Below are 20445 nucleotides of genomic sequence, written 5' to 3'. Positions count from 1 at the left end.
CAGGTCAACGGCACGGCGAATTTACACCTGGCCTCTGGCCTGATCGCGGGACACATGGTTCCGTTTCCCGCATGACGCAGGACTGACTTCCGCATGGCAACGGATCGACCAGGAGGTTCCGCCCATGACCGTCACCGCGGTCGGCCGCGCCGACACCACTCCAGCCGCACCCGCACCCGCGGTCCCGCGCGGTTCCGTCATCCCCCGGGCCGAGGCTCCCGGCCAGGACACCATGAACTCGGTCCTGGGCAAGGTCAGGCCGATCCTGGAGGCGTTCACCGCCGAGGACGACGCGCTCTCCCTGGCCGAGCTGGTGCGCCGGACCGGGGTGGCCAAGGCGACCGTGCACCGGCTCGCGCAGGAGCTGGTCGTCTGGGGGCTGCTGGAGCGCTCGGGCTGCGACTACCGGCTGGGGCTCAGGCTGTTCGAGATCGGGCAGCGGGTGCACCGGCAGCGGATCCTGCGCGAGGTGGCCCAGCCGTACATGGAGGATCTCCTGCTGGCCACCCAGGAGACCATCCACTTCGCCATCCACGACAGCCTGGACGTCGTGTACCTGGAGAAGATCTTCCCGCACCGCGGTCTGAGCGAGGAGTCCCGGGTCGCGGGCCGGCTGCCGCTGTACTGCACCGCGACCGGCAAGGCGATCCTGGCGTTCTCCCCGGCCTCCCTGTTCGCGGAGGTGGTCCGGAGCGGGATGAAGCCGCTGACCCGGCACACGGTGACCTCGCCGGGGCGGCTGCGCGCCCAGCTGGAGCGGGTCCGGGCGGACGGTGTGGCGACCGAGGCGGAGGAGATCAGACTGGGGTACGCGAGCATGGCGGTGCCCGTCTTCAGCCCCCAGTCCACACTGGTGGGGGCGCTGTCCATCACCGCGCCCACCTACCGGATGGACGGCCCCGGACACGCCGTGGCGCTGCGCACGGCCGCCCTGGGCATCGCCAGGTCGCTGCGGTGAGCGCCGTACTGGACGAGGTCCTGGCGCGGGCCCGCGGGCTGGTCGGGGAGTGGGAGAGCGAGGACTGCGGGGTGCTCGCCGTGAAGGACTTCTGCCGGTACGCGGCGGCCCTGAACGACGTCGGCTATCTCCGCCGGGCCCGGGCCCAGGAGGCCGCCGGGGACGAGGTTCTGGCCCCCGCGCTGTTCCTGGCCGGGACGATGAGCTGGCAGGACGGCCCCGCCGAGCACGAGCTGCGTCCCGACGGGCTGGCCGTCCGGGAGTCGCCGTGCACCGCGGGCCTGCCGGTCCGCCAGGTGCACGGGGGCCAGACGGTGCGGCTGCGGCGGACCCCGGTGGCCGGTACCCGGGTGACCGCCGCGCGGGCGGTCACCTCGGCGGACCGGCGGCAGGGGCGGACCGGCGACTTCGTGCTGCTCGGCGTCACCACCCGCTTCACCGCGCAGGACGGTGCCGAACTGATGGCGATGGACGAGACGATCGTCGTACTGGAGGGACCGTGAGCGGCGCGCCCGCGGCCGGGCAGGTCTGTCCGCCGCGCTCCTACACCCACACCCCCGTGCAGCTGTTCCGGTTCAGCGCCGTGTCGTGGAACTCCCACCGCATCCACTACGACGCCGGGTACGCCGCCTCCGAGGGGTTTCCCGGGGTCGTCGTCCAGTCCACCCTGCACGGCGAGACCCTCAGCCGACACGCCCTGGACTGGGCCGGGCCGGGGGCGGAGCTGGCGTCGGTGAGCTGGCGCAACCGGGCCACCGCCGTGGCCGGGGAGCCGCTGACCTGGACGGGGACGGTCCGGGCGGCCGAGCCCTGTGACGGGGGTACGCGCGTGACGCTGGACGTCGCCGTGGTGAAGGGCGACGGCGTCCCCTGTGTCACAGGGCTCGTGGAACTCACCTGGCGTACTGGTCGTACCAGCCCTTGAGGAGGGTGGTGCCGAGGTCGGGGGACTTCTTGACCAGCTTCTGGTCGAGGAGGAAGTCGACGATCTTCTGGGACGAGGTGACGTCGGCGCCGTCGAGGCCGCGGGCGGAGAAGGTGATCTCGGGGAGTACCTTCTCCGTGTCCGCGACGGGCAGTTTCACCTGCTTGTTCGTGGCCTCGGCGGCCGCCGCGGGGTCGGAGGTGACGAGTTCGTCCGCCTGGGCGACGGCCTTGAAGACCTTGCCGGCGGTGTCCTCGTTGTCCTTGAGCCAGCTCTGGTCGGCCAGCAGCCACTGCACGTAGCGCACCCCGAAGTCGCCGATGCGGGCGGTGACGTGGCCGCCGGACGCGGCGCCCTTGGCCGCCCAGGGCTCGTACAGCACGTACCCGTCGATCGAGCCGCGCTCCAGCATGCCGGGCATCTCCGGGGCCGAACTCTGCAGGATCTTCACGGAGTTCGGGTCGATGCCGTTGTGCAGCAGGTACTGGTGGGTGGCGTACAGGCCGAGCCCGCCGATCGACGCCATGGTCCTGATCTGCCCGGGCTTGGTGATCCCGTCGCGGAGCACGACCTTGAGGTAGCGGTCGGAGGACTGGAAGACGCCGAGGGCGCGCAGGCCGGGGTCGTTGACCATGAGGGGCAGGGCGGTGGAGTCGGCGTTGGCCGCGATCTGCGCGGTGCCCGCGGTCACGGCCTGGGACGCGGCGGGTCCGCCCTCCGTCTTCACCAGCTCGACGTCGACGCCCGCCTTCCTGAACAGCCCGCGTTCCTCCGCGAGATAGAAGGGGGCGTACGAGGCGTCCACGCCGAGGGCGACCCGTACCGTCGGCAGCCCCGCCGCCGACACCCCCGTCGAGTCCGTCGTGCCTGCCGAGCAGGCCGTGGCCAGGAGCAGGACCAGTGCCGCGCCGAGGACACCCTTCCTGCCCGATGTCCTACCGATCGCGTCCGTGTGCATCTCGCCCTCCCGGGGTCGTGCTGCATGGGTGGGAGGACGGTCCCAGCGCCGGGCGGGGAGGTGTGAGCGAAGCGTCCTGCTGACCGGAACGGCCGGGGCGGGCGCGGCGTCCCGCTCACCGGACCGATGCGGCGCGACCGCGCGGGCACGGGCCCGGCGTCCTGCTCACCGGAACGAACCCGTAGGGCGGTACCGGACCCCGCTCCTACGCTCCCGGGCCATGAGCGTTCTCACCGACGTGCCGACGAGCACGGACGCGCACGGCGCGATCGAGACGGACATCCTGATCGTCGGCGCCGGTCCGGCCGGCCTGTACGGCGCCTACTACGCCGGCTTCCGCGGACTGCGGGTCGCTGTCATGGACGTCCTGCCGCAGCCGGGCGGCCAGATCAGCGCGATGTACCCGGAGAAGCCCATCCACGACATCGCCGGGTTCCCCGCGGTGCGCGGCCGGGACCTGGTGGCGAACCTGGTCGCGCAGGCGGAGCCGTACGGCCCGCGCTACCTGCTCGGCCACCGGGCCGTGGAACTGACGCACGGGCCCGACCTGTTCCCGGTGGTGCGCAGCGACCGGGGGGCCGTGGTCCGGGCCGGGGCGGTCGTCGTGACCGGTGGGGTGGGCACCTTCACGCCCCGGCCGCTGCCGGCCGGCGAGGACTTCCTGGGCCGCGGCCAGGTGTACTTCGTACCGGACCCCGTCGAGCACACGGGGAAGGACGTGGTGGTCGTCGGCGGCGGTGACAGCGCCTTCGACTGGGCCGCCGTGCTCGCCCCGGTCGCCCGGTCCGTGCGGCTCGTGCACCGCACCGCCCGCTTCCGCGCCCACCACGCGAGCGTGCAGAAGGTGCGCGACCTCGGCATCGAGATCATCACCGACACCGAGGTCGGCGCCCTGCACGGCACCGCGCGCGTCGAGCGGGTGGAGCTGCGGCACCGCGTCACCAGGGCGACCCTGGAGGTTCCGGCCGACACCGTGGTCGCGGCCCTCGGCTTCCTCGCCGACCTGGGCCCGCTGCAGCACTGGGGCCTCGGCCTGAACGCGCGCCGGATCAGCGTGGACACCCGGATGGCCACCAACCTGCCCCGGGTCTTCGCCGCCGGCGACATCACCGACTACCCGGGCAAGGTGCGCCTGATCGCGGTGGGCTTCGGCGAGGTCGCCACCGCCGTGAACAACGCGGCCACCGTCATCGACCCCGAGGCCGCGCTGTTCCCCGGGCACTCGACCGAGAACCCCGGGCATCCCGCCCAGAAGGAGAACTGACATGGCCTACGTCATCGGCCCGGCCTGCGTCGACATCATGGACCGCTCCTGCATGGAGGAGTGCCCGGTCGACTGCATCTACGAGGGCGAACGCAAGCTCTACATCAACCCCGTCGAGTGCATCGACTGCGGTGCCTGCGAGACGGCCTGCCCCGAGCAGGCGATCACCGTGGACCGGCTCGCCGACCCCGAGTTCCGCACCGACAACAGACGGTTCTTCGAGGAGACCCTGCCGGGGCGGGCGGCGCCGCTGGGGACGCCGGGCGGCGCGAACGGGCTCGGCCCGGTGGGCGTCGACACCCCGCTGGTACAGGCCCGTTGATGAGGGTCGGCATCCGCGTCCCACCCTGCGACCGCGCCGACCGCGTGCTGGAGACCGTACGGCGGGCGGAGCAACTCGGCTTCGACGACGTCTGGTTCCCGGACTCCCAGCTGCTGTGGCGGGACGTGTTCACCACGCTCACCGCCGCCGCCCTGGGCACCGACCGCATCGGCCTCGGCACCGCGGTCACCAACCTGGCGACCCGCCACCCGGCGGTGGTGGCCTCCGCCGCCCGCAGCGTCGCCGAACTCGCGCCCGGCCGCTTCACGCTCGGCCTCGGCGTCGGCAACAGCTCGGTCGGCCCCGTCGGGCTGCCGCAGAGCACCTCGGCCGCGATGCGCGAGGGCATCCGCCTGCTGCGCGCCCTCCTCGCCGGGGTGGAGTGGGAGTTCCCGGGCGGGGTCCGCTCGCGCCTGCGCGACCCGGGCCCCGGGATCCCCCTGTACCTGGCCGCCAGCGGGCCGAAGAACCTGCGGCTGGCCGGGGAGATCGCCGACGGCGTGATCCTGCTCAGCGGGGTCTCCCCGCGGACCCTCGCCCAGGCGACCGCCCGGGTGGGAGAGGGAGCCGCCGCCCGCGCGGCCCGGCCGCCGCTCACCGTCTCCGCGTTCTGTGCCGTCACCGACGACGTCGAGGCCGCGGCCCGGCAGCTCAAGCCGATCTGCGCCTCGATCGCCCAGAACGGCGGGGCGCCCTTCCTGGCTCTCGCGGGCATCGACGTCCACATGCCGGAGAAGGTCGAGGGTGTCTACCCGGACCTGGTCCACGCGGAGGACTGGAAGGCGGCCGTCGACCTCTGCTCGGCCTGGATCAGCGACGACAACGCGCTGCGGTTCGCCCAGGAGTTCTGCCTGTTCGGCACCGCCGACGAGATCGCCGCCCGGCTCCGCGCCCTGGCTGCGGGCGGGGTCGACGGCGTGTTCCTCCAGCACGTCGGCTCCTACGACCCGCCCACCGAGCTGATCGAAGCGGTGGGCAGCGCTGTACTGCCCCGGATCAAGTGAGAACTCAAGTGAGAGTTCGAGTGAAAGCTCAAGTGAGAGCTTCAATGAGGGAGAAGACCGTGCGAAAAGGCTATGTGCCCAGCAGGTTCGGCCAGTTGCACTATGCCGAGTGCGGCGCCGGCGAACCCGTCCTGATGCTGCATCAGACCCCGCGCTCCTGGACCGAGTACCTGGAGGTCCTGCCGCTCGTCGGCGCCGGACACCGGGCGATAGCGATGGACACCCTCGGCTTCGGGGCCTCCGCCAAGCCCGCGGGGCCGCACTCCATCGAGCGGTTCGCCGACGCGGCCGAGGACCTGGCCGACGAACTCGGCCTGGACCGCTTCCACCTCGTCGGCCACCACACCGGCGGGGTGATCGCGGTGGAGCTGGCCGCCCGCCTCCAGGACCGGGTGGCCAGTCTCGTGCTGTCCGCCACCCCGTTCATCGACGACGAGAAGCGGCGAACGGCCGCCGAGCGCAAGCCCGTCGACCATGTGGACCCGGTGCCCGACGGCTCCCACCTCCTCGACCTGTGGAACCACCGGCGCGGCTTCTACGAGGTGGGCCAGGAGGCCGCGCTCACCCGGTTCATGGTCGACGCGCTGACCGTCCTGGACCGCGTCGAGGACGGTCATGTCGCCGTCCGTACCTACGAGATGGACCGCCGGCTGCCGGACATCACCGCCCGCACGCTCGCCGTGTGCGCCCCCGGCGACCACTACTCGCTGCCGTCCCTGGAGAGGTTCGCGGCGGCTCTCGGCTGCGAGACCCGGGTACTGTCCGGCGGACATGTGCCACTCCCCGAGCAGTTGCCCGGGGAGCTCGCGCGGGTCGTGCGGGACTGGGTCGCGGCCGGGTAATCCGGTCACTTGAGGCCGATGTGCGCGCCGGGACCCAGCGGCAGGTCGAAGCCGTAGAAGACGCCCAGGATCGCCAGCCACACCACCAGGAACGGCACGGTGAAGATCGCCAGCCGGGAGATGAGGGTGCCGAGCCGGGCGTCGGGTTCGTAGCGGCGGAGCATCGCGAGGAGCAGGAAGACGTACGGGTTCATCGGCGTGATGATGCCGGTGGCCGAGTCGCCGATGCGGAACGCCGCCTGGCTGAGGGCCGGGCTCATGCCGAGCAGCATGAACGCCGGTACGAACACCGGCCCCACCAGCGACCACAGCGCCGACCCGGAGACGATGAACAGGTTCAGGCAGGCGGCGAGGAGCACGAACGCGACCAGCGCCCAGAAGCCCGTCAGGCCGATCGCGTCGAGTCCGGCCGCCGCCTTCACCGCCAGCAGGATGCCCACGTTGGACCAGTTGAAGAGGGCGATGACCTGGGAGGCCACGAACATCAGGACGATGTAGCCGGCCATGTTCTGCACGGAGCCGGTCATCGCGGTGACCACGCCCTCCGAGCCGCTGAGCGCCTTGACCGTGAAACCGTAGGTCAGGCCGGCCAGCAGGAACGCCCCGAACAGCACCGGCACGATGCCGGTGAGCAGCGGGGAGGGCACCAGCGCCCCGCCGTCGCCGCGCAGCGGGGCGCCCTCGGGCAGCCACAGCGACAGCACCGCGGCCGTGTACGCGAGGACGACGAGCGCGGTGTACAGCAGGCCCCGGCGCTGGACGGGGGTGAGGGCGAGGTCCTGCTCCTCCTCCGGTTCGTCGGCGGACGGCTCGTAGACGCCCAGGCGGGGCTCCAGGACACGGCTAATGAGGAAGCCGCCCAGCAGACCGAGCACCAGGCTGCTGGAGGCGGTGAAGAAGTAGTTGACGAGGAGGTTGAGGTCGAGGCCCTTGGCGGCGGGCAGGACCGAGGCGGCCTGCTGGGTGATGCCGATGTAGAGGGCGTCCAGCGAGCCGATGGTGAACCCGGCCGCATAGCCCGCGCCGACGCACGCGAAGCCGCCGATCAGACCGGCCACCGGGTGGCGGCCCGCGCTCTTGAAGACCACGGCGGCCAGCGGCGGCAGCACGATCGCGGCCACGTCGCTGATCATGTGCGCCTGGCAGGCGACCAGCGCGACCAGATAGGGCAGCAGCGCCCGGGGCGCGCGGGCCAGGGTGGCCCGCATGACGGTCTCCAGGAGCCCGGCCTTCTCCGCGACGCCCACCGCCATGATCATGAGCAGCACGGCGGCGACAGGCGGGAAGGTCGAGAAGTTGGTGACGAGGTTCTCCGTCAGCCAGCGCACGCCCTCGCCGGTGAACAGCCCGGTGATCGGCTTGGTGTCGGTGGTGCCGGGCACGGTGACGTGCACGTCGCCGAGCGCGAGCGCGGTGGAGACCACGGCAAGGAGCAGGAAGAGGGCGGTGAACAGCAGGATCGGGTTGGGCAGCGCGTTGCCGACGCGTTCGATCAGCGCGAGCACCCGGTCGACGCCGCTGGGGCGCCGTCTGTCCGGGGACTCGCTCGGGGCGGGGAGGTCGGTGAGTGAGGACATCAGAGCCGCCCTTCCGGCGTTGCTGGCAGGAGATCCTTGCGTACGACGCCGCCCTGGACGACGCAGACGATGTTCGCGGGGTCGCCGAGGACGCCGATGTCCCGGAGCGGGTCCCCGTCGCAGACGACCAGGTCGGCGGTGCGGCCCTCGGTGAGGGTGCCCAGCCGGTCGGCGACGCCGAGGAGTTCGGCGGCGGTGCGGGTGCCGGCGACGATGGCGGCCATCGGGTCCATGCCGAGGTCCACCAGGTAGGAGAGCTCCATCAGGTTGACCCCGTGCGGGCCGACGGCCGCATCGGTGCCGAGGGCGATCCGGGCACCGTACTCGATGGCCCGCGCGATGTTCTCCTTGGTGACGCCGGACCAGCGGGTCTTCTTCTGGTAGTGGTAGTCCGGCATCGTGTCCTTGTTGATGCCGGCGTAGACGGTGGACAGCGTCGGTACGACGAACACCCCGCGCTCTCCGGCCAGGTCGAGGGCGCGCTCGTCGAGGCCGTAGCCGTGCTCGATGCTGGTGACGCCGCCGCGGATCGCGTTGAGGATGCCGGCGTTGCCCTGGGCGTGCGCGGCGACGGGCTTGCCGCCGTGCCGGCGGGCCTCGTCCACGACGGCCCGGATCTCCTCCTCCAGGAGGCCCTCGTCGTCGGGGTCGTCGTAGGGGCTGCCCATGCCGCCGGTGGCGCAGACCTTCACCAGGTCGGCGCCGTCGCGCAGCACCCGGCGCACCGCGAGCCGGGCCGCCGCCGTGTCGTCGGCGATCTCGGACATCCCGGCGCTCAGGTCGGTCCCGTCGGGCAGCCGGACGTCGGCGTGCCCGCCGGTGTGGCTGATGATGCGTACCGCGGTGTGCAGCCGCGGGCCGACGATCCGGCCGGTCTCGACGGCCGTGCGGAAGCCCGCCGACAGGCCGCCGAGGTCGCGGGCGGTGGTGATGCCGGCGTCGAGGGTCAGGCGCAGCCGGGTGACGGTGTCCAGGGTGACCAGGACGGGGTCGAGTTCGGCGCGGCGGCCGGGTGCCGCGCCGTGGGCGTAGGCGAGGTGGACGTGGCAGTCGAAGAAGCCGGGCAGTACGGTGCGGCCACCGGCGTCGACGCTGCGCTCGCCGGCGGCGGGCGGGGCGGTCGCGGCGGGACCGGCGTAGGCGATGGAGCCCTGGGCATCGATGGTGACTACGGCGTCGGCCACCGGTGCGGCGCCGGTGCCGTCGACGAGGCGGGCGCCATGGATCCGCAGAGCGGTCTGGGGTGCGTCGGTTTCCGTCATGGGGTGCGGTCACTCCTCCTCAGTGGAGAACGGTCGGGGACAGGAGAAGGGAGTGTGGAATGCTGAAGAAGACATGGTGTGACGATGCAGACTTCGCGCCGGATTCCCGCACCGCGCGCAGGGATGCGCCGCTCATGGGCGTGCAGGATCGTGCCGCCCCGGACGCGGAACTCGACGAGCTGGACCGGTGCGTCGTGCACGCCCTGCAGATCCATCCCCGGGCGCCCTGGACGCTCGTCGGCGAGGTGCTGGGGGTCAACCCGGTCACCGCGGCCCGGCGCTGGCAGCGGCTCCAGGAGGCGGGCCTGGCCTGGGTGACCGCCTACCCCCGGCTGTACGACCCGCGGATCGTGGTCACCGCGACCGTCGAGGTGGACGCCGAGCCGGGCGCCGCCGAGGACGTGGCGCAGGCCATCGCGAAGGACCCGGCGGTGCCCAACATCAAGCTCACGGCGGGCGGCCGGGACCTGGTGGCCGCGGTGCAGACCCGCAGCCTGGACGAGCTGGCCCGGCTCACCACCTCGCTCTTCCAGCGGACGCCGGGGGTGCGGGCGACCCGTACGCACGTCTCGACCGGCGTCTCGACGGAGGGCAGCCGGTGGCGGCTGCGCAGCCTGGACGAGACCCAGGCGGCCCGCCTCGAAGCGGCGCTCCCCCCGTCCGCCCTGCCGGCGACCCCGGCCGAGTCGCGCTGGGACGAGCTGGACACCCGCCTGCTCGAACTCCTCAGCGTGGACGGCCGGATGTCGCTGCGCGACCTGGCGGCGGCCACCGGGACCAGCCTCACCACGCTGCGCCGCCGGGTGCAGTCGCTGCTCGCGTCCCGGCTCTGCCTGCGCTGCGACCTGGCCCGGCCGCTGTCGGGCTGGCCGCTGTCCGCGGTCTACTTCGCCTCGGTGCCGGGCCAGTACGTGGAGGAGACCAGCAGGGTGCTGGCCGGGGTGCGCGAGGTCCGCTCGTGCTCGATCTCGGCCGGGCCGTACAACCTGATGATCGACGTCTGGCTGCGCGACCTGCGCGACGTGCACGCGTTCGAGGCGCACCTGTCCCGGAAGCTGCCCCGGCTGACCGTCGCCGACCGCTCGGTGGTGCTGCGCACCGTCAAGCACATGGGCCGGCTGCTCGACCACGACGGCCGCTGCGTGGGGGTGGTCCCGCTGCGCAATCCCCAGGTGCCCGGCGAGCGCGGCGCGCCCGGTTCGGCTGCCCGGGCGTGAGGACGCTACGGCGTGGACCGGTCCGGGCGGGTCGGGACCGGTACCTGGTTGAAGCCGTAGTAGAGGGCGAGCAGGCCGTGTGCGGCCAGGGTGAGCGGCGCGGAGACGAAGGCGAGGCCGACGGTGATCGGGTAGCCGAGCGAGCCGAGCGCGAAGCGGGCGCGGGTGGCTCGCGCGGCCTCGACGTCGACGCGGGCGTCGAAGAGGTGGCCGGTCCGGGTGAGATGCCACCACAGGGCCTGGAAGGCGGCCGCCATCAGGACCATCACCAGGCTGTAGACGGCCGCCGCCGCGTGCGAGGACGTGCCCTCCCGCAGGTACTCGGCGAGCATCGCCGTCGGCCAGGGCACGGCGGACACCACCATCAGCACCAGCAGGTTGAGGAACATCAGCCTCCGGTCGACCCTGGCGACGTAGCTGAACAGCTGATGGTGGTTGACCCACATGATCCCGATGACCAGGAAGCTCACCACATAGGCGGCGTAGGACGGCCACTGGGCGCCCAGTGCCTGCCAGAGGCTGCCGCCCTCCGCGGTCTTCGGCACCTTGATGTCCAGGACGAGCAGGGTGACGGCGATGGCGAAGACCCCGTCGCTGAAGGCCTCCACACGGCCCGACTCGTTCATGACGTACTCCCCCGTCGGCTCACGGTGACTTTCTACCGCCACCCCCGGCGCCGGGTCACGTGATCGACTGAGGTGCAGCAAGCGGTACGGCGGCCTCCGCCGCGTCCCTCGCCTCCGCGCGCCGCCGGCCCAGGTGGTTGAAGACGAGGTTCAGCACCACCGCCGTCAGGCATCCCGTCGAGATCCCCGAGTCGAGGACGATCCGGGCTGTCTCCGGGAAGGCGTGGTAGAAGTCCGGCTCGGTGACCGGGATGACGCCGACGGCGAGCGAGACGGCGACGACGAGGACGTTCTCGCCCTTCTCCAGGCCGGCCCCGACCAGGGTCTGGATACCGCTGGCCGCCACCGAGCCGAACAGGACCACGCCCGCGCCGCCCAGCACCGGGCGGGGTACGACGGCGATCAGCGAGGCGGCCATCGGGCACAGCCCCATCAGCACCAGGAAGCCGCCGCCGGCCGCGACCACGAACCGGCTGCGGATCCGGGTCATCGCGACCAGGCCGATGTTCTGCGCGAACGCGCTGCACATGAACCCGTTGAACAGCGGGCTGAGCGCCGAGCCGAGGGTGTCGGCGCGCAGCCCGGCCGCGATGGTCCGCTCGTCAGCGGGCCGTTCGACGATCTCGCCGAGCGCCAGCATGTCCGCGGTCGACTCGGTCATCGAGACCACCATCACCACGCACATGGACAGGATCGCGGCGAGCTGGAACTGCGGGGCACCGAAGTGGAAGGGCGTCGGGAAGCCGATCACGTCCGCGTCCGCGACCGGCCCGAAGTCGGTGACACCGAACGGGATCGCGACGACCGTGCCGGCGACCAGGCCGATCAGCACGGCGACCTGCTTGACGAAGCCGCGGGTGAAGCGGCGAAGGAGCAGCACGAGGACGAGAGTTGCGGCGGCCAGCCCCAGGTACCCGGCCGACCCGTAGTCCTTCGCCGCCGGGTCGGGGCCCTGCGCCCAGCCGAAGGCGACCGGGAGCAGCGAGACGCCGATGAGCGTGATGACCGTGCCGGTGACGACGGGCGGGAAGAAGCGGATCGCCTTGCTGAAGAAGGGGGCGGCGAGGAAGCCGAGGAGGCCGGCGACGATCACCGCGCCGAAGATGACCGGCAGGGCGTCCGACTTGTCGCGGGTGGACGCGGCTATCGCGGTCATCGGGGCGACCCCGGCGAAGGTGACGCCGTTGACGAAGGGCAGCCGGGCGCCGATCTTCCAGACCCCGAGGGTCTGGAGGAAGGTGGCGAGGCCCGCGGTGAAGAGGCAGGCGGCGGTCAGGAAGGTCAGTTCGGTGCCGGTGAGGCCGATGGCCGCGCCGACGATCAGGGGCGGGGCGACCACTCCCGCGTACATGGCGGCCACGTGCTGGAGGCCCGTGGTGGCCATTTTCAGGGCGGGGAGTTTCTCGTCGACGGGGTGCACTGGTGGCGCGGACGCTGCTGACACTGCGGCTCTCCTCCGGTCGGTTACGCATCGGCTCTGACACGGGTTTCAGGGAGGTGGTGCATGTGATCCAGGTCGTGCGGGACCCGAGAGGAGGACGGTGACCGGTCCCGGGCGCGCGCAGGGCAGCGCGCGCCCGGGAGACGGCCGCCGTGGGCCCTTCCGGGGTCCACGGCCACCGGCCGGGAGCCGTCCCTCCCGACCGGAGCTCAGGTGCGTTGCAGAGAAGTGGGGTTACCGCCCGGCGAGCTGCGCCAGCCGCTGGGCCTCGGCCCGGGTGGCGCGGGCGATCGCGTCCTCGTCGACGTGCAGCAGCCGGTTGTCCGCGACGATCTGACGGCCGTTGACGAAGGAGGCGGTGACCGGGGCGGCCGCGCCGAGGACCAGGGCGGTCACCGGGTCGGCGATGGAGGCGTGCGCGAGGGTGTCCAGCCGCCAGAGGACCAGGTCGGCGAGCTTGCCGGGTTCGAGGGAGCCGATCTGGCTCGCGCGGCCCAGCACCTGGGCGCCGCCGTAGGTGCCGAGGCGCAGCGCCTGGCGGGCGTTCAGGGCTGCTTCCCGGTGGGCGCCGAGGCGGTTGATCAGCAGTGCGTTGCGCAGTTCGGTGTGGAGTTCGCCGGACTCGTTGGACGCGGTGCCGTCGACGCCGAGGCCGACCGGGACGCCGGCGGCGAGCAGGTCGGGGACGCGCGCGATCCCGGCCGCGAGGCGGGCGTTGGAGGACGGGCAGTGGGCGACACCGGTCCTCGTGCGGGCGAACGCGGCGATGTCGGAGTCGTTCATGTGGACGCAGTGCGCCATCCACACGTCCTCGCCGAGCCAGCCGGTGGACTCGAAGTAGTCGGTCGGGCCCATTCCGAACAGCTCCTTGCAGAACTGCTCCTCCTCGACGGTCTCCGAGCCGTGGGTGTGCAGGCGCACTCCGAGCCGGCGGGCCAGCTCCGCCCCCTGCCGCAGGAGTTCGGTGGAGACGGAGAACGGCGAGCAGGGCGCGACGGCCACCTGCGTCATGGCGTCGAAGGACGGGTCGTGGTGCTCCTCGACGGTCGCCTCGGTGGCGGTGAGGGCGCCTTCGAGGGTCTCGACGGCGAAGTCCGGGGGCAGCCCGCCGTCCTTCTCGCTGCGGTCCATGGAGCCGCGGGCGAGGGTGAAGCGGACGCCCGTCTCGCGGGCGGCACGGATGATCGCGCCGGACAGGTCGCCGGAGCCCTTCGGGTAGACGTAGTGGTGGTCCATGGCGGTGGTGACACCGCCGCGGGCCATCATGGCGAGCGAGCCCTGCGCGGCCGCGTACACCATGGGCTCGTCGATGCGCGCCCAGGTCGGGTACAGCGCGACCAGCCAGTCGAAGAGGTTGTGGTCGGTGGCCAGGCCCCGGGTGATCCACTGGTAGTAGTGGTGGTGGGTGTTGACCAGGCCGGGGGTCACCAGGTGGCCGGTGGCGTCGATCCGGCGTACGACGTTCTCCAGGTCCCCGGGGGCCCTGCCCGCGCCGAGCGACTCGATCCGGTTGCCGGCGATGACGACGTACCCGTCCGCGTACTCGGTGTCGTGGGCGTCGACGGTCGCGATCGAACAGTTCTCGATGACGATGCGCTGGTCTGCTGCCATGGTTCGTCCTTTTCGCTCAGCGGACTCGTGGTGAGGGCACGGCAGGACCCCGGGGATTTGAGTGCCGCGGCCGGGAGCCCGAAGAGCTCGCGCTCCCGGCCGAGGGTGCCGAAAAGTCGGGAGGTCAGAGGTTGGTGAGGTCCACCGGGATCCTCGCCTCGCAGCCGTCCCGCAGGATGGTCGCCTCGATCAGGCCGTAGGGCCGGTCGGCGGCGTAGTACACGGCACCGTCCTCGGTGGCGTTCTTGAGCCCGAACGGCTCCAGATCGACCAGGAAGTGGTGCTTGTTCGGGAGCGAGAAGCGGACCTCGTCGATCTCGCCGCGGTGGTCGATGATGCGCGCGCCCATCTGGTACAGCGTCTGCTGCAGCGAGAGGGAGTACGTCTCGGCGAAGGCCCGGAGCATGTGCTTCTTCGTCTGCTCGTAGGACTGCTCCCAGTCGGGCGTCTCCTGCTCGTCGTCGGTCCAGTTGAACCGCCAGCGGCCGGAGACCTGGGTGGCCAGGATGCGGTCGTAGGCCTCGGGGAGCGTCGTGTACCTGTCCTTGACGTAGCCCCAGAACTCGGAGTCGGTCGAGTTCATCACGACGAGGTCCTTGAGCCCGGAGACGACCTCCCACCGCTCGCCGTCGTAGGTGACCTGGGTGAGCCGGGTCTCCTGGCCCTGGCGCACGAAGGAGTGCGCGCCCTTGCCGCCGTGCTCGATCCGCTCCCAGGCGTACTCCTCGATCCGGATCCGGGCCCGGTGGATCGGCTCCTGGCTGGTCACGAAGTGCCGGGCGAGGAGGATGCCGAACTGCTCGGCGGACTCGATGCCGTGCTCCTTGGCGAACGCGAACACCGTGTTCTTGGTGGTGTCGGTCGGCAGGACGCTGGCGTTGGAGCCGGAGTAGTGGACCTCGTCCATGTCGCCGGAGAGCGACACCGAGACGTTGAGGTCCTTGATGTGGTGGGTGGCACCGTCCCGCGTGATCTTGACGACCCGGTTCTCGGCCTTGCCGTACTGGTTCTGTCCAAGAATCGTAGGCATAGAGCTAGCTCCCTCGGTAAACGGAGTAGCCGAACGGGTTGAGCAGCAGCGGTACGTGGTAGTGCTCGCCCGGCACGACGGCGAACGTGATCGCCACCTCCGGGAAGAACACGGCCGGTCCGCTGTCCCGATTCGCGGGGGCGTCCTGCTGCGCATCGGCTTGCTTCTTCGCGGTGTTCTCTTCGAAATACGGTTCGACGGCGAAGTCGAGCCGTACGTGTGTGGTGCCCTCCGGCAGCGCCGGCAGGTCCCTGCACCGGCCGTCCGCGTCGGTGGCGGAACCGCCGAGCGCCTGCCAGTCCGCTTCCCGGCCGGGGCGGGCGGCGAGCCGGACGGCGACGCCTGCGGCGGGACGGCCGACGCTCGTGTCCAGGATGTGGGTGGACACGGAGGCGGTGGTGCTGGTGCTCATGGTGTCAGGCGTCCTCTTCGACGAGTCGGGCGAGCCGGATGCGGTTGATCTTGCCCAGTTCGGTGCGGACGATCTCCCGCTCCTGCTCCGGCCGGTTGCCGATCCGCTCCTTGACCGCGTCCCGCATCTCCTCGCCGGTGCGGCCGGTGGCGCAGATCAGGAAGACATGCCCGAACCGTTCCTGGTAGGCGAGGTTGAGTTCGAGCATCTCCGCCTTCAGTGCGTCGGCGGCGCCGGCCATGCCGGACTGCTCACGGGCCGAGGTGGGGTCGCCCGGCCTGGGCCGGCCGATCGGCGGGTGCCCGGCCATGGCCTCCGCCAGGTCCGCCGCGCCCAGCCCGGCCATGGCGGCGTCACTGGCGGAGTAGAGGGCCCCGGGGCTGGCGTAGGGGCGGGCGGCGAGCAGGCGCCGGGCCCAGGCCGTGGAGGCGCACGCCTCGTGGAGGGCGGCGAGTGCCGCGTGCTCCTCCAGTTCGTTGAACCGGGCCAGGCCCGGGGGCGTGGAAGTCGACGTCACGGGAGCCTCCGTGGCCGTATGCGGCCTTCGTGCTGAACGGGCTGCCGTTAGCTAACGCCCTCCGGAACCCAGCGTCAACACTTTGTTGAAAATTCCGCGTAACAAGCCCCGCCCCTGGCCGGCCGGCTCAGCTCTCCTTCTCGCGGTTGAGGTAGTTGTAGACGGTGAAGCGGCTCACCCCGAGCGCGCTCGCCACCGTCTCCACGCCGTGCCGTACGGAGAAGGCACCCCGCGCCTCCAGTATGCGCACGACCTCCTGCTTCGCCTTGCGGTCCAGGTCGGCCAGCGGCTTGCCCTGCCGACGCTCCATGGCGGCGAGGATGTGGTCGAGGGAGTCCGCGAGCTGCGGCAGCCGTACGGCGACCACGTCGACGCCCTCCCAGGCGAGCACGACGTCGTCGGGGCCGGCCTCGTCGGGCGGGAGCATCTCCCCGCCCATGGCGTCGACCAGCGGCTTCACTGCGGTGATGAAGGGCTCGTCCCCGTTCCGGGTCACTTGTCGTCACCCTCCCCCACCACGTTGACCTGGAGCGAGATCCGGGTGGCCCCGGCCGCCAGGGCCCTGCGCAGCAGCGCGTCCACGGCGGTGAGCACGGCGTCGGAGCCGCCCTCGGCCGTGTTCCCGAACGGCCCGACGTCCACCGCGTCCAGCTCGGCCCCCTCGATGACCTCGCGGGCGACCAGCGCGTGCGCGGGTGCCTCGTCGAGATCGAAGGGCTCGGTCGTGAACTCCACTCTCAGTCGCATTGCGCCCCCAGAAAACGCGCCTCTGACCTGGGCTTCGGCCGACCGCCGCACAGCCGCGACACATCCCGGGCCAGTCAGTTCCACCGCGACGGAGCCGCTGCGTCCGCCACGAGCCGACCCTAACCGACCAGGGCGCCCCTCCGCCCGGTCAGCGGGTGCTCCACTTCTGGTTGTCCTGGCCGTTGCAGTCCCAGAGCTGGAGCCGGGTGCCGTTGCCGGTCTGCTCGTCCTTGACGTCCACGCACTTGTCCGCCTGCGGATTGACCAGGTCGTTGCTGGAGTTCAGGCGGAACTGCTGGGCCGGGTTGCCGCTGCACACCGCGAGCTGGATCACCGCGCCGTTCTGCGAGGAGCCCCAGGCGACGTCCATGCACAGGCCCATCGAGCGGATCGTGCCGTCCGAACGGAAGTCCCACTTCTGCCAGTTCTTGCCGTTGCAGTTCCAGATCTCCAGCGGCGAGCCGTCCGCGCCCTTGTGCCCCACCATCTCGATGCACCGGTTGGAGGCGTGACTGTAGATGGTGGTACCCGGCGCGCTGGTCACCGTGGCGGTGACCGTGGCCTTGGTGCCGGCGGACTTCTTCTTGGAACTCCCACCGGAGGACGCCTTCTTCGGTGCCTCCGCGGAGCTGCCCGCGACCACCCCGGCGCCCGCGCCCGCGGCCGCGGCCCCCGCGCCCTTCTTCGCCGGGTTCTTCTTGCCGTCGCCCGCCGGCCGCGAGGGCGACGCGGTCGGCGAGGAGGACGCCGGGTCCGGGGTGGCCGAACCGTAGGCGCCCGGACCGCCGTCCGTCGTCGCCCCGTTCAGCACCGTGCCGGCCTCGGCCGCCCGGTCCGACGTCTTCGCGTCCGCGCCCGACCTGCCGAGCATGCCCGACACCAGGAACGGCACCCCGATCAGCAGCGCCCCCGCGATCGCCGCGCCGGCCAGCAGCCCCCGCGAGGGACGGCCGAAGGCGGGGGCCGCCAGGACGTCCGCACCGGCTCCGCTCCCGGCCGCCGCGTCGGCAGCCGTGTCGGCCTCGGTGTCGGTGTCGGTGTGGGGGTCGGTGCCGGCACGGCCGTCGGGTGCCGCTTCCGGGCCCCGGCCCGCGCCGGCCGCTGCCTCCGGGCCGGCGCCCGCGTCGGCACCTGCGTCGGCACCTGCTGTCGTGGCCGCCCGCGCGGCCGAGGTCTGGGCCTCTGCCGAGGTCTCCGCCGGGGCCTCTGCCGCGGGTCGCGACCGGGCCGTGAGAGCCGCCTCGGCCCTCGCGGCGGTCTCCGTCTCACCGGGACCGGATTCCGGCTCGCCGGGACCGGTCTCCGGCTCCCCTCCGGCGGGCGGGGCCGCTGCCGCGGCCTGGGCCTGGGCCTCCCGTGCCGCTCCGGCCCCGGGCGCGCTGCCCGCGGTGGGGTCCGGGGCCGCGCCCGGCTCCGTCTCGCCCGTCGTCGGCTGGTGCCGCGGGCTGTTCTTGCCGGACATGGTGTTCCTTCCGAAGTGATCGGGTGGCCACCGGTCAGTCGTCGTCCGCGGGGAGCGGAGCGACCGAGAACCGGTTGCCGTCGAAGTAGAGGGTCAGCGGGGCACCGTCGGCCGGACCGAACCGGTGGCTGCGGTCGCCGGGGCCGAGCACCCGGACCGGTCGCCCGGTGTCGCGTGCGACGAGGGCCGCCAGAGTGGACACGTAGGAGGAGGTGTCGGGGCGGGCCAGCACCAGTGCGAGCCGCGCGGAGTCGTCCAGCCCGGCCTCGGCGACGGTCAGCGTGTCGTTCTGGAGGATCGCCTGGGCGCGCAGCGCCTCGGTGAGGGCGCCGATGTGCGCCAGCGCAGCGGTCGCCAGCGCGGCGTCGGGGCCCGGGAGCGCCGCGTCGTCGGGGGCGCCGTGCGCAGCCACGTCGGCCTGGGCCCAGGCGAGGAGCGCGCCGTGCGGGTCACGGGTACGGGTCCAGGCGGGGGCGGTGCCGGAGGGGGCGAGCAGCTCGGCCAGGGAACGGGCGAACGTCTCGGGGCGCGCCGCCCGCGACACGACGGGCCGCCGGGCCGCGGGCCCCCCGCCGCCCCGGCCGTTCCCGCCGCCGTCCTCGTCGTCGTCACTGTCGGCGTCGTCTTCTTCCTCGCCGTCCTCGCTGTCCTCGCCCCCGTCGTGGCCGTCCTCGGAATCCCCGTCGGTCCCGCCCCCGGCGACGGCCGCCGCGGTCTCCGGCTCCGGGGGCGCATCCTCGCCCTCTTCCTCGCCCTCTTCCTCGGACTCCTCCTGCGCCGCCGCCGGGCCTGCGCCGCTGCGTGCCAGGGTCGGGCGGGGGGTGCGGCGGGGCCAGGTGGCCGGGGTGGCGGCCAGGGAGCCGGTGGGCAGCGGCACGGTGCCGTCGCCCGCCGCCGCCCGCCGCGCCTCCAGGAGGGCGACCACGTCGGCGAGGTCGTGCTGGGCGTTGCGCTGCCGGGCCGCCTGCGTGCCCTGCTCGGCGAGGGCCGCGTCGACCTCGCGTCCGAGGGCGTCCAGCGCCTCCTGGGCGGCGTCGCGCGCGGCGACCGCCCGGTCGTGCCGTGCGCCGGCCGCGGTGAGTGCCGTCCGGGCCGTGCGGTCGGCCGTGGCCGCCGTCGCGGCCGTGTCCCGGGCCTGGGCCAGTGCCTCGGCCGCGGTACGGGCCGCGTCCCGGGCCAGGCCGAGCCGGCGCGTGGTGTCCTCGGCGGCGTGCCGGGCGGTGTCGGCGGCGCGGTCGGCCGCCTCGGCCGCCGTCCGGGCCCGGGTCAGCGCTGTGCGCGCCCGGTTCCGGCGCGACTCGCGCCGGGCGAGGGACCCGCCCGAGGCGGCGCTGTCCGTGCTGTGGCGGCTCCCGTCCCGCGTGGCCGGGGCGGCGGCCCGCCGTACGGCCTGCTCCGCCTCCTCCAGGTCGGCCTCCGCGGTCCTGACCGCCTCGTGGGCTTCGTCGGCGGCGCCGGCCGCGGCCGTGGCCCGCTCGGTCCGTTCGGCGAGATCGGCCGTCAACTCCGCAACCCGGGCGCGCCGTTCCCGGTCGGTGCGGTCGGCCGCGGTGACGGCGGTGTCGGCGGCGGTGCGGGCGTCGGCCGCGGTGCCGGCCGCGGCGCGGGCGTCGGCCAGCTCCCGTTCCGTCTGTGCCACCGGCGGCAGGGCGTCGTCCCGCGCGCGTCGGGCGTCCGGGATTTGTGCCTGGAGCAGAGCCTCATGCGTGCGTGCCGCGTCCTCGGCCTGCCCGGCCTCCTCCAGCATGCGTATCTGAGCGCGTACGGCCGTCCAGCCGTCGTCCCGGCCGTCCCCCTCGCCGTCGTCCCGGCCGTCGTCCGGGCCGTCGTCCTGGTCCTCCGTCGGCGTGATGTCCGGGTCGCCCTGGGCGTCGAACCGGCGGAACCGCACGCCCTCGCCGTCGCGCAGGGCCAGTTCGACCGGTCGGCGCAGGAGGGCGGCGGTGCCCGACGCGGCGTACAGGGCGCGGGCGGTCCCGTCCGCGCTGCCGTCGACGGCCAGCCACAGCTGCACCATGCCGTCGCCGCCTCCCGGGTGCGCCCCGATGCCGTCCGCCAGCAGGGTCGGCAGGTCCCGCAGCGGCACGGTCCGCCAGTCCCGCAGCACGTCGTCCGCTCGGCCGTCCGCCGCCCGCGCGTCCGCGGCCTCGCGGGCCAGGGAGGCGCCGTCGAACACTCCCGGGTCGGTGGCGGCGCCGGTGACCCCGTACCCGAGCAGGTCGCGCTCCAGGGGCCGGATCCGTACGGTGCCGGTCACGTACCGGACGCCG

General features: G+C 73.0%; 21 protein-coding genes (1 of these 21 running past the window's edge). 8 read left to right on the top strand and 13 right to left on the bottom strand.

Annotated elements, in window-relative coordinates; all coding sequences use genetic code 11:
* Window positions 1-124: 124 nt before the first annotated feature.
* The 3 genes from ACFZB3_RS02020 to ACFZB3_RS02010 are packed head-to-tail and all read left to right on the top strand — an operon-like array spanning window position 125 to window position 1883.
* Window positions 125-958 carry an IclR family transcriptional regulator C-terminal domain-containing protein gene (locus ACFZB3_RS02020; RefSeq protein WP_391368172.1) on the top strand — a complete coding sequence of 278 codons (834 nt, stop codon included), beginning with the start codon at window positions 125-127 and terminating at the stop codon, window positions 956-958.
* On the top strand, window positions 955-1461 hold the full coding sequence (locus ACFZB3_RS02015) for a MaoC family dehydratase N-terminal domain-containing protein (protein ID WP_391368169.1): 507 nt from the start codon (window positions 955-957) through the stop codon (window positions 1459-1461). The genes ACFZB3_RS02020 and ACFZB3_RS02015 overlap by 4 nt, the downstream gene beginning before the upstream one ends.
* Window positions 1458-1883: an acyl dehydratase gene (locus tag ACFZB3_RS02010; protein ID WP_391368166.1), complete on the top strand. Its 426-nt coding sequence runs from the start codon at window positions 1458-1460 to the stop codon at window positions 1881-1883. The genes ACFZB3_RS02015 and ACFZB3_RS02010 overlap by 4 nt, the downstream gene beginning before the upstream one ends.
* Here the strand turns inward: ACFZB3_RS02010 and ACFZB3_RS02005 are convergent.
* Window positions 1852-2841 (bottom strand): ABC transporter substrate-binding protein, encoded by a 990-nt coding sequence (locus ACFZB3_RS02005; RefSeq protein WP_391368163.1) that lies wholly within the window; start codon window positions 2839-2841, stop codon window positions 1852-1854. The genes ACFZB3_RS02010 and ACFZB3_RS02005 overlap by 32 nt on opposite strands.
* A gap of 220 nt (window positions 2842-3061) precedes the next feature.
* On the opposite strand from ACFZB3_RS02005, the gene ACFZB3_RS02000 reads away from it, so the two are divergent.
* Genes ACFZB3_RS02000 through ACFZB3_RS01985 form a run of 4 tightly spaced genes read left to right on the top strand, consistent with a single transcriptional unit; the run spans window position 3062 to window position 6273 of the window.
* Entirely contained in the window at window positions 3062-4105 is a 1044-nt protein-coding gene (locus ACFZB3_RS02000) for an FAD-dependent oxidoreductase (protein ID WP_391368160.1), read from the top strand.
* Window position 4106: 1 nt separating this feature from the next.
* The gene (gene fdxA, locus ACFZB3_RS01995) at window positions 4107-4427 is read left to right on the top strand and encodes a ferredoxin (protein WP_391368157.1); all 321 of its coding nucleotides are present in this window, start codon (window positions 4107-4109) and stop codon (window positions 4425-4427) included.
* Window positions 4427-5431 (top strand): LLM class flavin-dependent oxidoreductase, encoded by a 1005-nt coding sequence (locus ACFZB3_RS01990; protein ID WP_391368154.1) that lies wholly within the window; start codon window positions 4427-4429, stop codon window positions 5429-5431. Before fdxA ends, ACFZB3_RS01990 begins: the two co-directional genes overlap by 1 nt.
* A gap of 44 nt (window positions 5432-5475) precedes the next feature.
* Complete coding sequence (locus tag ACFZB3_RS01985) at window positions 5476-6273, top strand: alpha/beta fold hydrolase (RefSeq protein ID WP_391368151.1); 798 nt, start codon at window positions 5476-5478, stop codon at window positions 6271-6273.
* 5 nt (window positions 6274-6278) lie between these two features.
* Here the strand turns inward: ACFZB3_RS01985 and ACFZB3_RS01980 are convergent, their stop codons facing one another.
* Window positions 6279-7850, bottom strand: coding sequence for an AbgT family transporter (locus tag ACFZB3_RS01980; protein ID WP_391368148.1), 1572 nt, complete (start codon window positions 7848-7850; stop codon window positions 6279-6281).
* On the bottom strand, window positions 7850-9112 hold the full coding sequence (locus tag ACFZB3_RS01975; protein WP_391368145.1) for an amidohydrolase family protein: 1263 nt from the start codon (window positions 9110-9112) through the stop codon (window positions 7850-7852). Before ACFZB3_RS01975 ends, ACFZB3_RS01980 begins: the two co-directional genes overlap by 1 nt.
* Window positions 9113-9246: 134 nt before the next feature.
* Here ACFZB3_RS01975 and ACFZB3_RS01970 point away from each other — a divergent pair, with 134 nt between their 5' ends.
* The gene (locus ACFZB3_RS01970; RefSeq protein WP_391368142.1) at window positions 9247-10329 is read left to right on the top strand and encodes an AsnC family transcriptional regulator; all 1083 of its coding nucleotides are present in this window, start codon (window positions 9247-9249) and stop codon (window positions 10327-10329) included.
* A 5-nt stretch (window positions 10330-10334) separates the two neighbouring features.
* On the opposite strand, the gene ACFZB3_RS01965 is transcribed toward ACFZB3_RS01970, so the two are convergent.
* The 10 genes from ACFZB3_RS01965 to ACFZB3_RS01920 form a co-directional block, all read right to left on the bottom strand.
* Window positions 10335-10955, bottom strand: coding sequence for a TMEM175 family protein (locus ACFZB3_RS01965; protein ID WP_391368139.1), 621 nt, complete (start codon window positions 10953-10955; stop codon window positions 10335-10337).
* 55 nt (window positions 10956-11010) lie between these two features.
* Complete coding sequence (locus ACFZB3_RS01960; RefSeq protein ID WP_391368136.1) at window positions 11011-12399, bottom strand: solute carrier family 23 protein; 1389 nt, start codon at window positions 12397-12399, stop codon at window positions 11011-11013.
* A gap of 231 nt (window positions 12400-12630) precedes the next feature.
* Complete coding sequence (locus tag ACFZB3_RS01955; RefSeq protein ID WP_391368133.1) at window positions 12631-14007, bottom strand: 8-oxoguanine deaminase; 1377 nt, start codon at window positions 14005-14007, stop codon at window positions 12631-12633.
* A gap of 124 nt (window positions 14008-14131) precedes the next feature.
* Entirely contained in the window at window positions 14132-15037 is a 906-nt protein-coding gene (pucL, locus tag ACFZB3_RS01950) for a factor-independent urate hydroxylase (protein WP_391368130.1), read from the bottom strand.
* A gap of 4 nt (window positions 15038-15041) precedes the next feature.
* Window positions 15042-15449 carry a hydroxyisourate hydrolase gene (gene uraH, locus ACFZB3_RS01945; protein ID WP_391368127.1) on the bottom strand — a complete coding sequence of 136 codons (408 nt, stop codon included), beginning with the start codon at window positions 15447-15449 and terminating at the stop codon, window positions 15042-15044.
* Between the two features lie 4 nt (window positions 15450-15453).
* Complete coding sequence (gene uraD / locus ACFZB3_RS01940) at window positions 15454-15966, bottom strand: 2-oxo-4-hydroxy-4-carboxy-5-ureidoimidazoline decarboxylase (protein ID WP_391368123.1); 513 nt, start codon at window positions 15964-15966, stop codon at window positions 15454-15456.
* Between the two features lie 127 nt (window positions 15967-16093).
* Window positions 16094-16462, bottom strand: coding sequence for a helix-turn-helix domain-containing protein (locus ACFZB3_RS01935; RefSeq protein WP_391368120.1), 369 nt, complete (start codon window positions 16460-16462; stop codon window positions 16094-16096).
* Window positions 16459-16713, bottom strand: coding sequence for a hypothetical protein (locus ACFZB3_RS01930; RefSeq protein WP_391368117.1), 255 nt, complete (start codon window positions 16711-16713; stop codon window positions 16459-16461). Before ACFZB3_RS01930 ends, ACFZB3_RS01935 begins: the two co-directional genes overlap by 4 nt.
* A 148-nt stretch (window positions 16714-16861) precedes the next feature.
* Window positions 16862-18175, bottom strand: a complete 1314-nt coding sequence (locus ACFZB3_RS01925) for a ricin-type beta-trefoil lectin domain protein (RefSeq protein WP_391368114.1) — start codon at window positions 18173-18175, stop codon at window positions 16862-16864.
* 34 nt (window positions 18176-18209) lie between these two features.
* Window positions 18210-20445, bottom strand: the end of a protein-coding gene (locus ACFZB3_RS01920) for a hypothetical protein (RefSeq protein WP_391368112.1). 26006 nt of this gene lie beyond the right edge of the window; the window shows 2236 of its 28242 coding nt (coding positions 26007-28242); its start codon lies beyond the right edge, outside the window; the stop codon is at window positions 18210-18212.

The organism is Streptomyces sp. NPDC008092, assembly GCF_042957285.1.
In the GTDB taxonomy this organism is placed as follows: Bacteria; Actinomycetota; Actinomycetes; order Streptomycetales; family Streptomycetaceae; genus Streptomyces.
This window is presented reverse-complemented; position numbering and strand designations above follow the sequence as displayed.

Bases quoted from the DNA above. Each gene is read 5' to 3' on its own strand.
- ACFZB3_RS02020 (WP_391368172.1), top strand. From the start codon at position 125: ATGACCGTCACCGCGGTCGGCCGCGCCGACACCACTCCAGCCGCACCC.
- ACFZB3_RS02005 (WP_391368163.1), bottom strand. From the start codon at position 2,841: ATGCACACGGACGCGATCGGTAGGACATCGGGCAGGAAGGGTGTCCTC.
- ACFZB3_RS02000 (WP_391368160.1), top strand. From the start codon at position 3,062: ATGAGCGTTCTCACCGACGTGCCGACGAGCACGGACGCGCACGGCGCG.
- fdxA (WP_391368157.1), top strand. From the start codon at position 4,107: ATGGCCTACGTCATCGGCCCGGCCTGCGTCGACATCATGGACCGCTCC.
- ACFZB3_RS01990 (WP_391368154.1), top strand. From the start codon at position 4,427: ATGAGGGTCGGCATCCGCGTCCCACCCTGCGACCGCGCCGACCGCGTG.
- ACFZB3_RS01985 (WP_391368151.1), top strand. From the start codon at position 5,476: ATGAGGGAGAAGACCGTGCGAAAAGGCTATGTGCCCAGCAGGTTCGGC.
- ACFZB3_RS01980 (WP_391368148.1), bottom strand. From the start codon at position 7,850: ATGTCCTCACTCACCGACCTCCCCGCCCCGAGCGAGTCCCCGGACAGA.
- ACFZB3_RS01975 (WP_391368145.1), bottom strand. From the start codon at position 9,112: ATGACGGAAACCGACGCACCCCAGACCGCTCTGCGGATCCATGGCGCC.
- ACFZB3_RS01970 (WP_391368142.1), top strand. From the start codon at position 9,247: ATGGGCGTGCAGGATCGTGCCGCCCCGGACGCGGAACTCGACGAGCTG.
- ACFZB3_RS01965 (WP_391368139.1), bottom strand. From the start codon at position 10,955: ATGAACGAGTCGGGCCGTGTGGAGGCCTTCAGCGACGGGGTCTTCGCC.
- ACFZB3_RS01955 (WP_391368133.1), bottom strand. From the start codon at position 14,007: ATGGCAGCAGACCAGCGCATCGTCATCGAGAACTGTTCGATCGCGACC.
- pucL (WP_391368130.1), bottom strand. From the start codon at position 15,037: ATGCCTACGATTCTTGGACAGAACCAGTACGGCAAGGCCGAGAACCGG.
- uraH (WP_391368127.1), bottom strand. From the start codon at position 15,449: ATGAGCACCAGCACCACCGCCTCCGTGTCCACCCACATCCTGGACACG.
- ACFZB3_RS01930 (WP_391368117.1), bottom strand. From the start codon at position 16,713: ATGCGACTGAGAGTGGAGTTCACGACCGAGCCCTTCGATCTCGACGAG.
- ACFZB3_RS01925 (WP_391368114.1), bottom strand. From the start codon at position 18,175: ATGTCCGGCAAGAACAGCCCGCGGCACCAGCCGACGACGGGCGAGACG.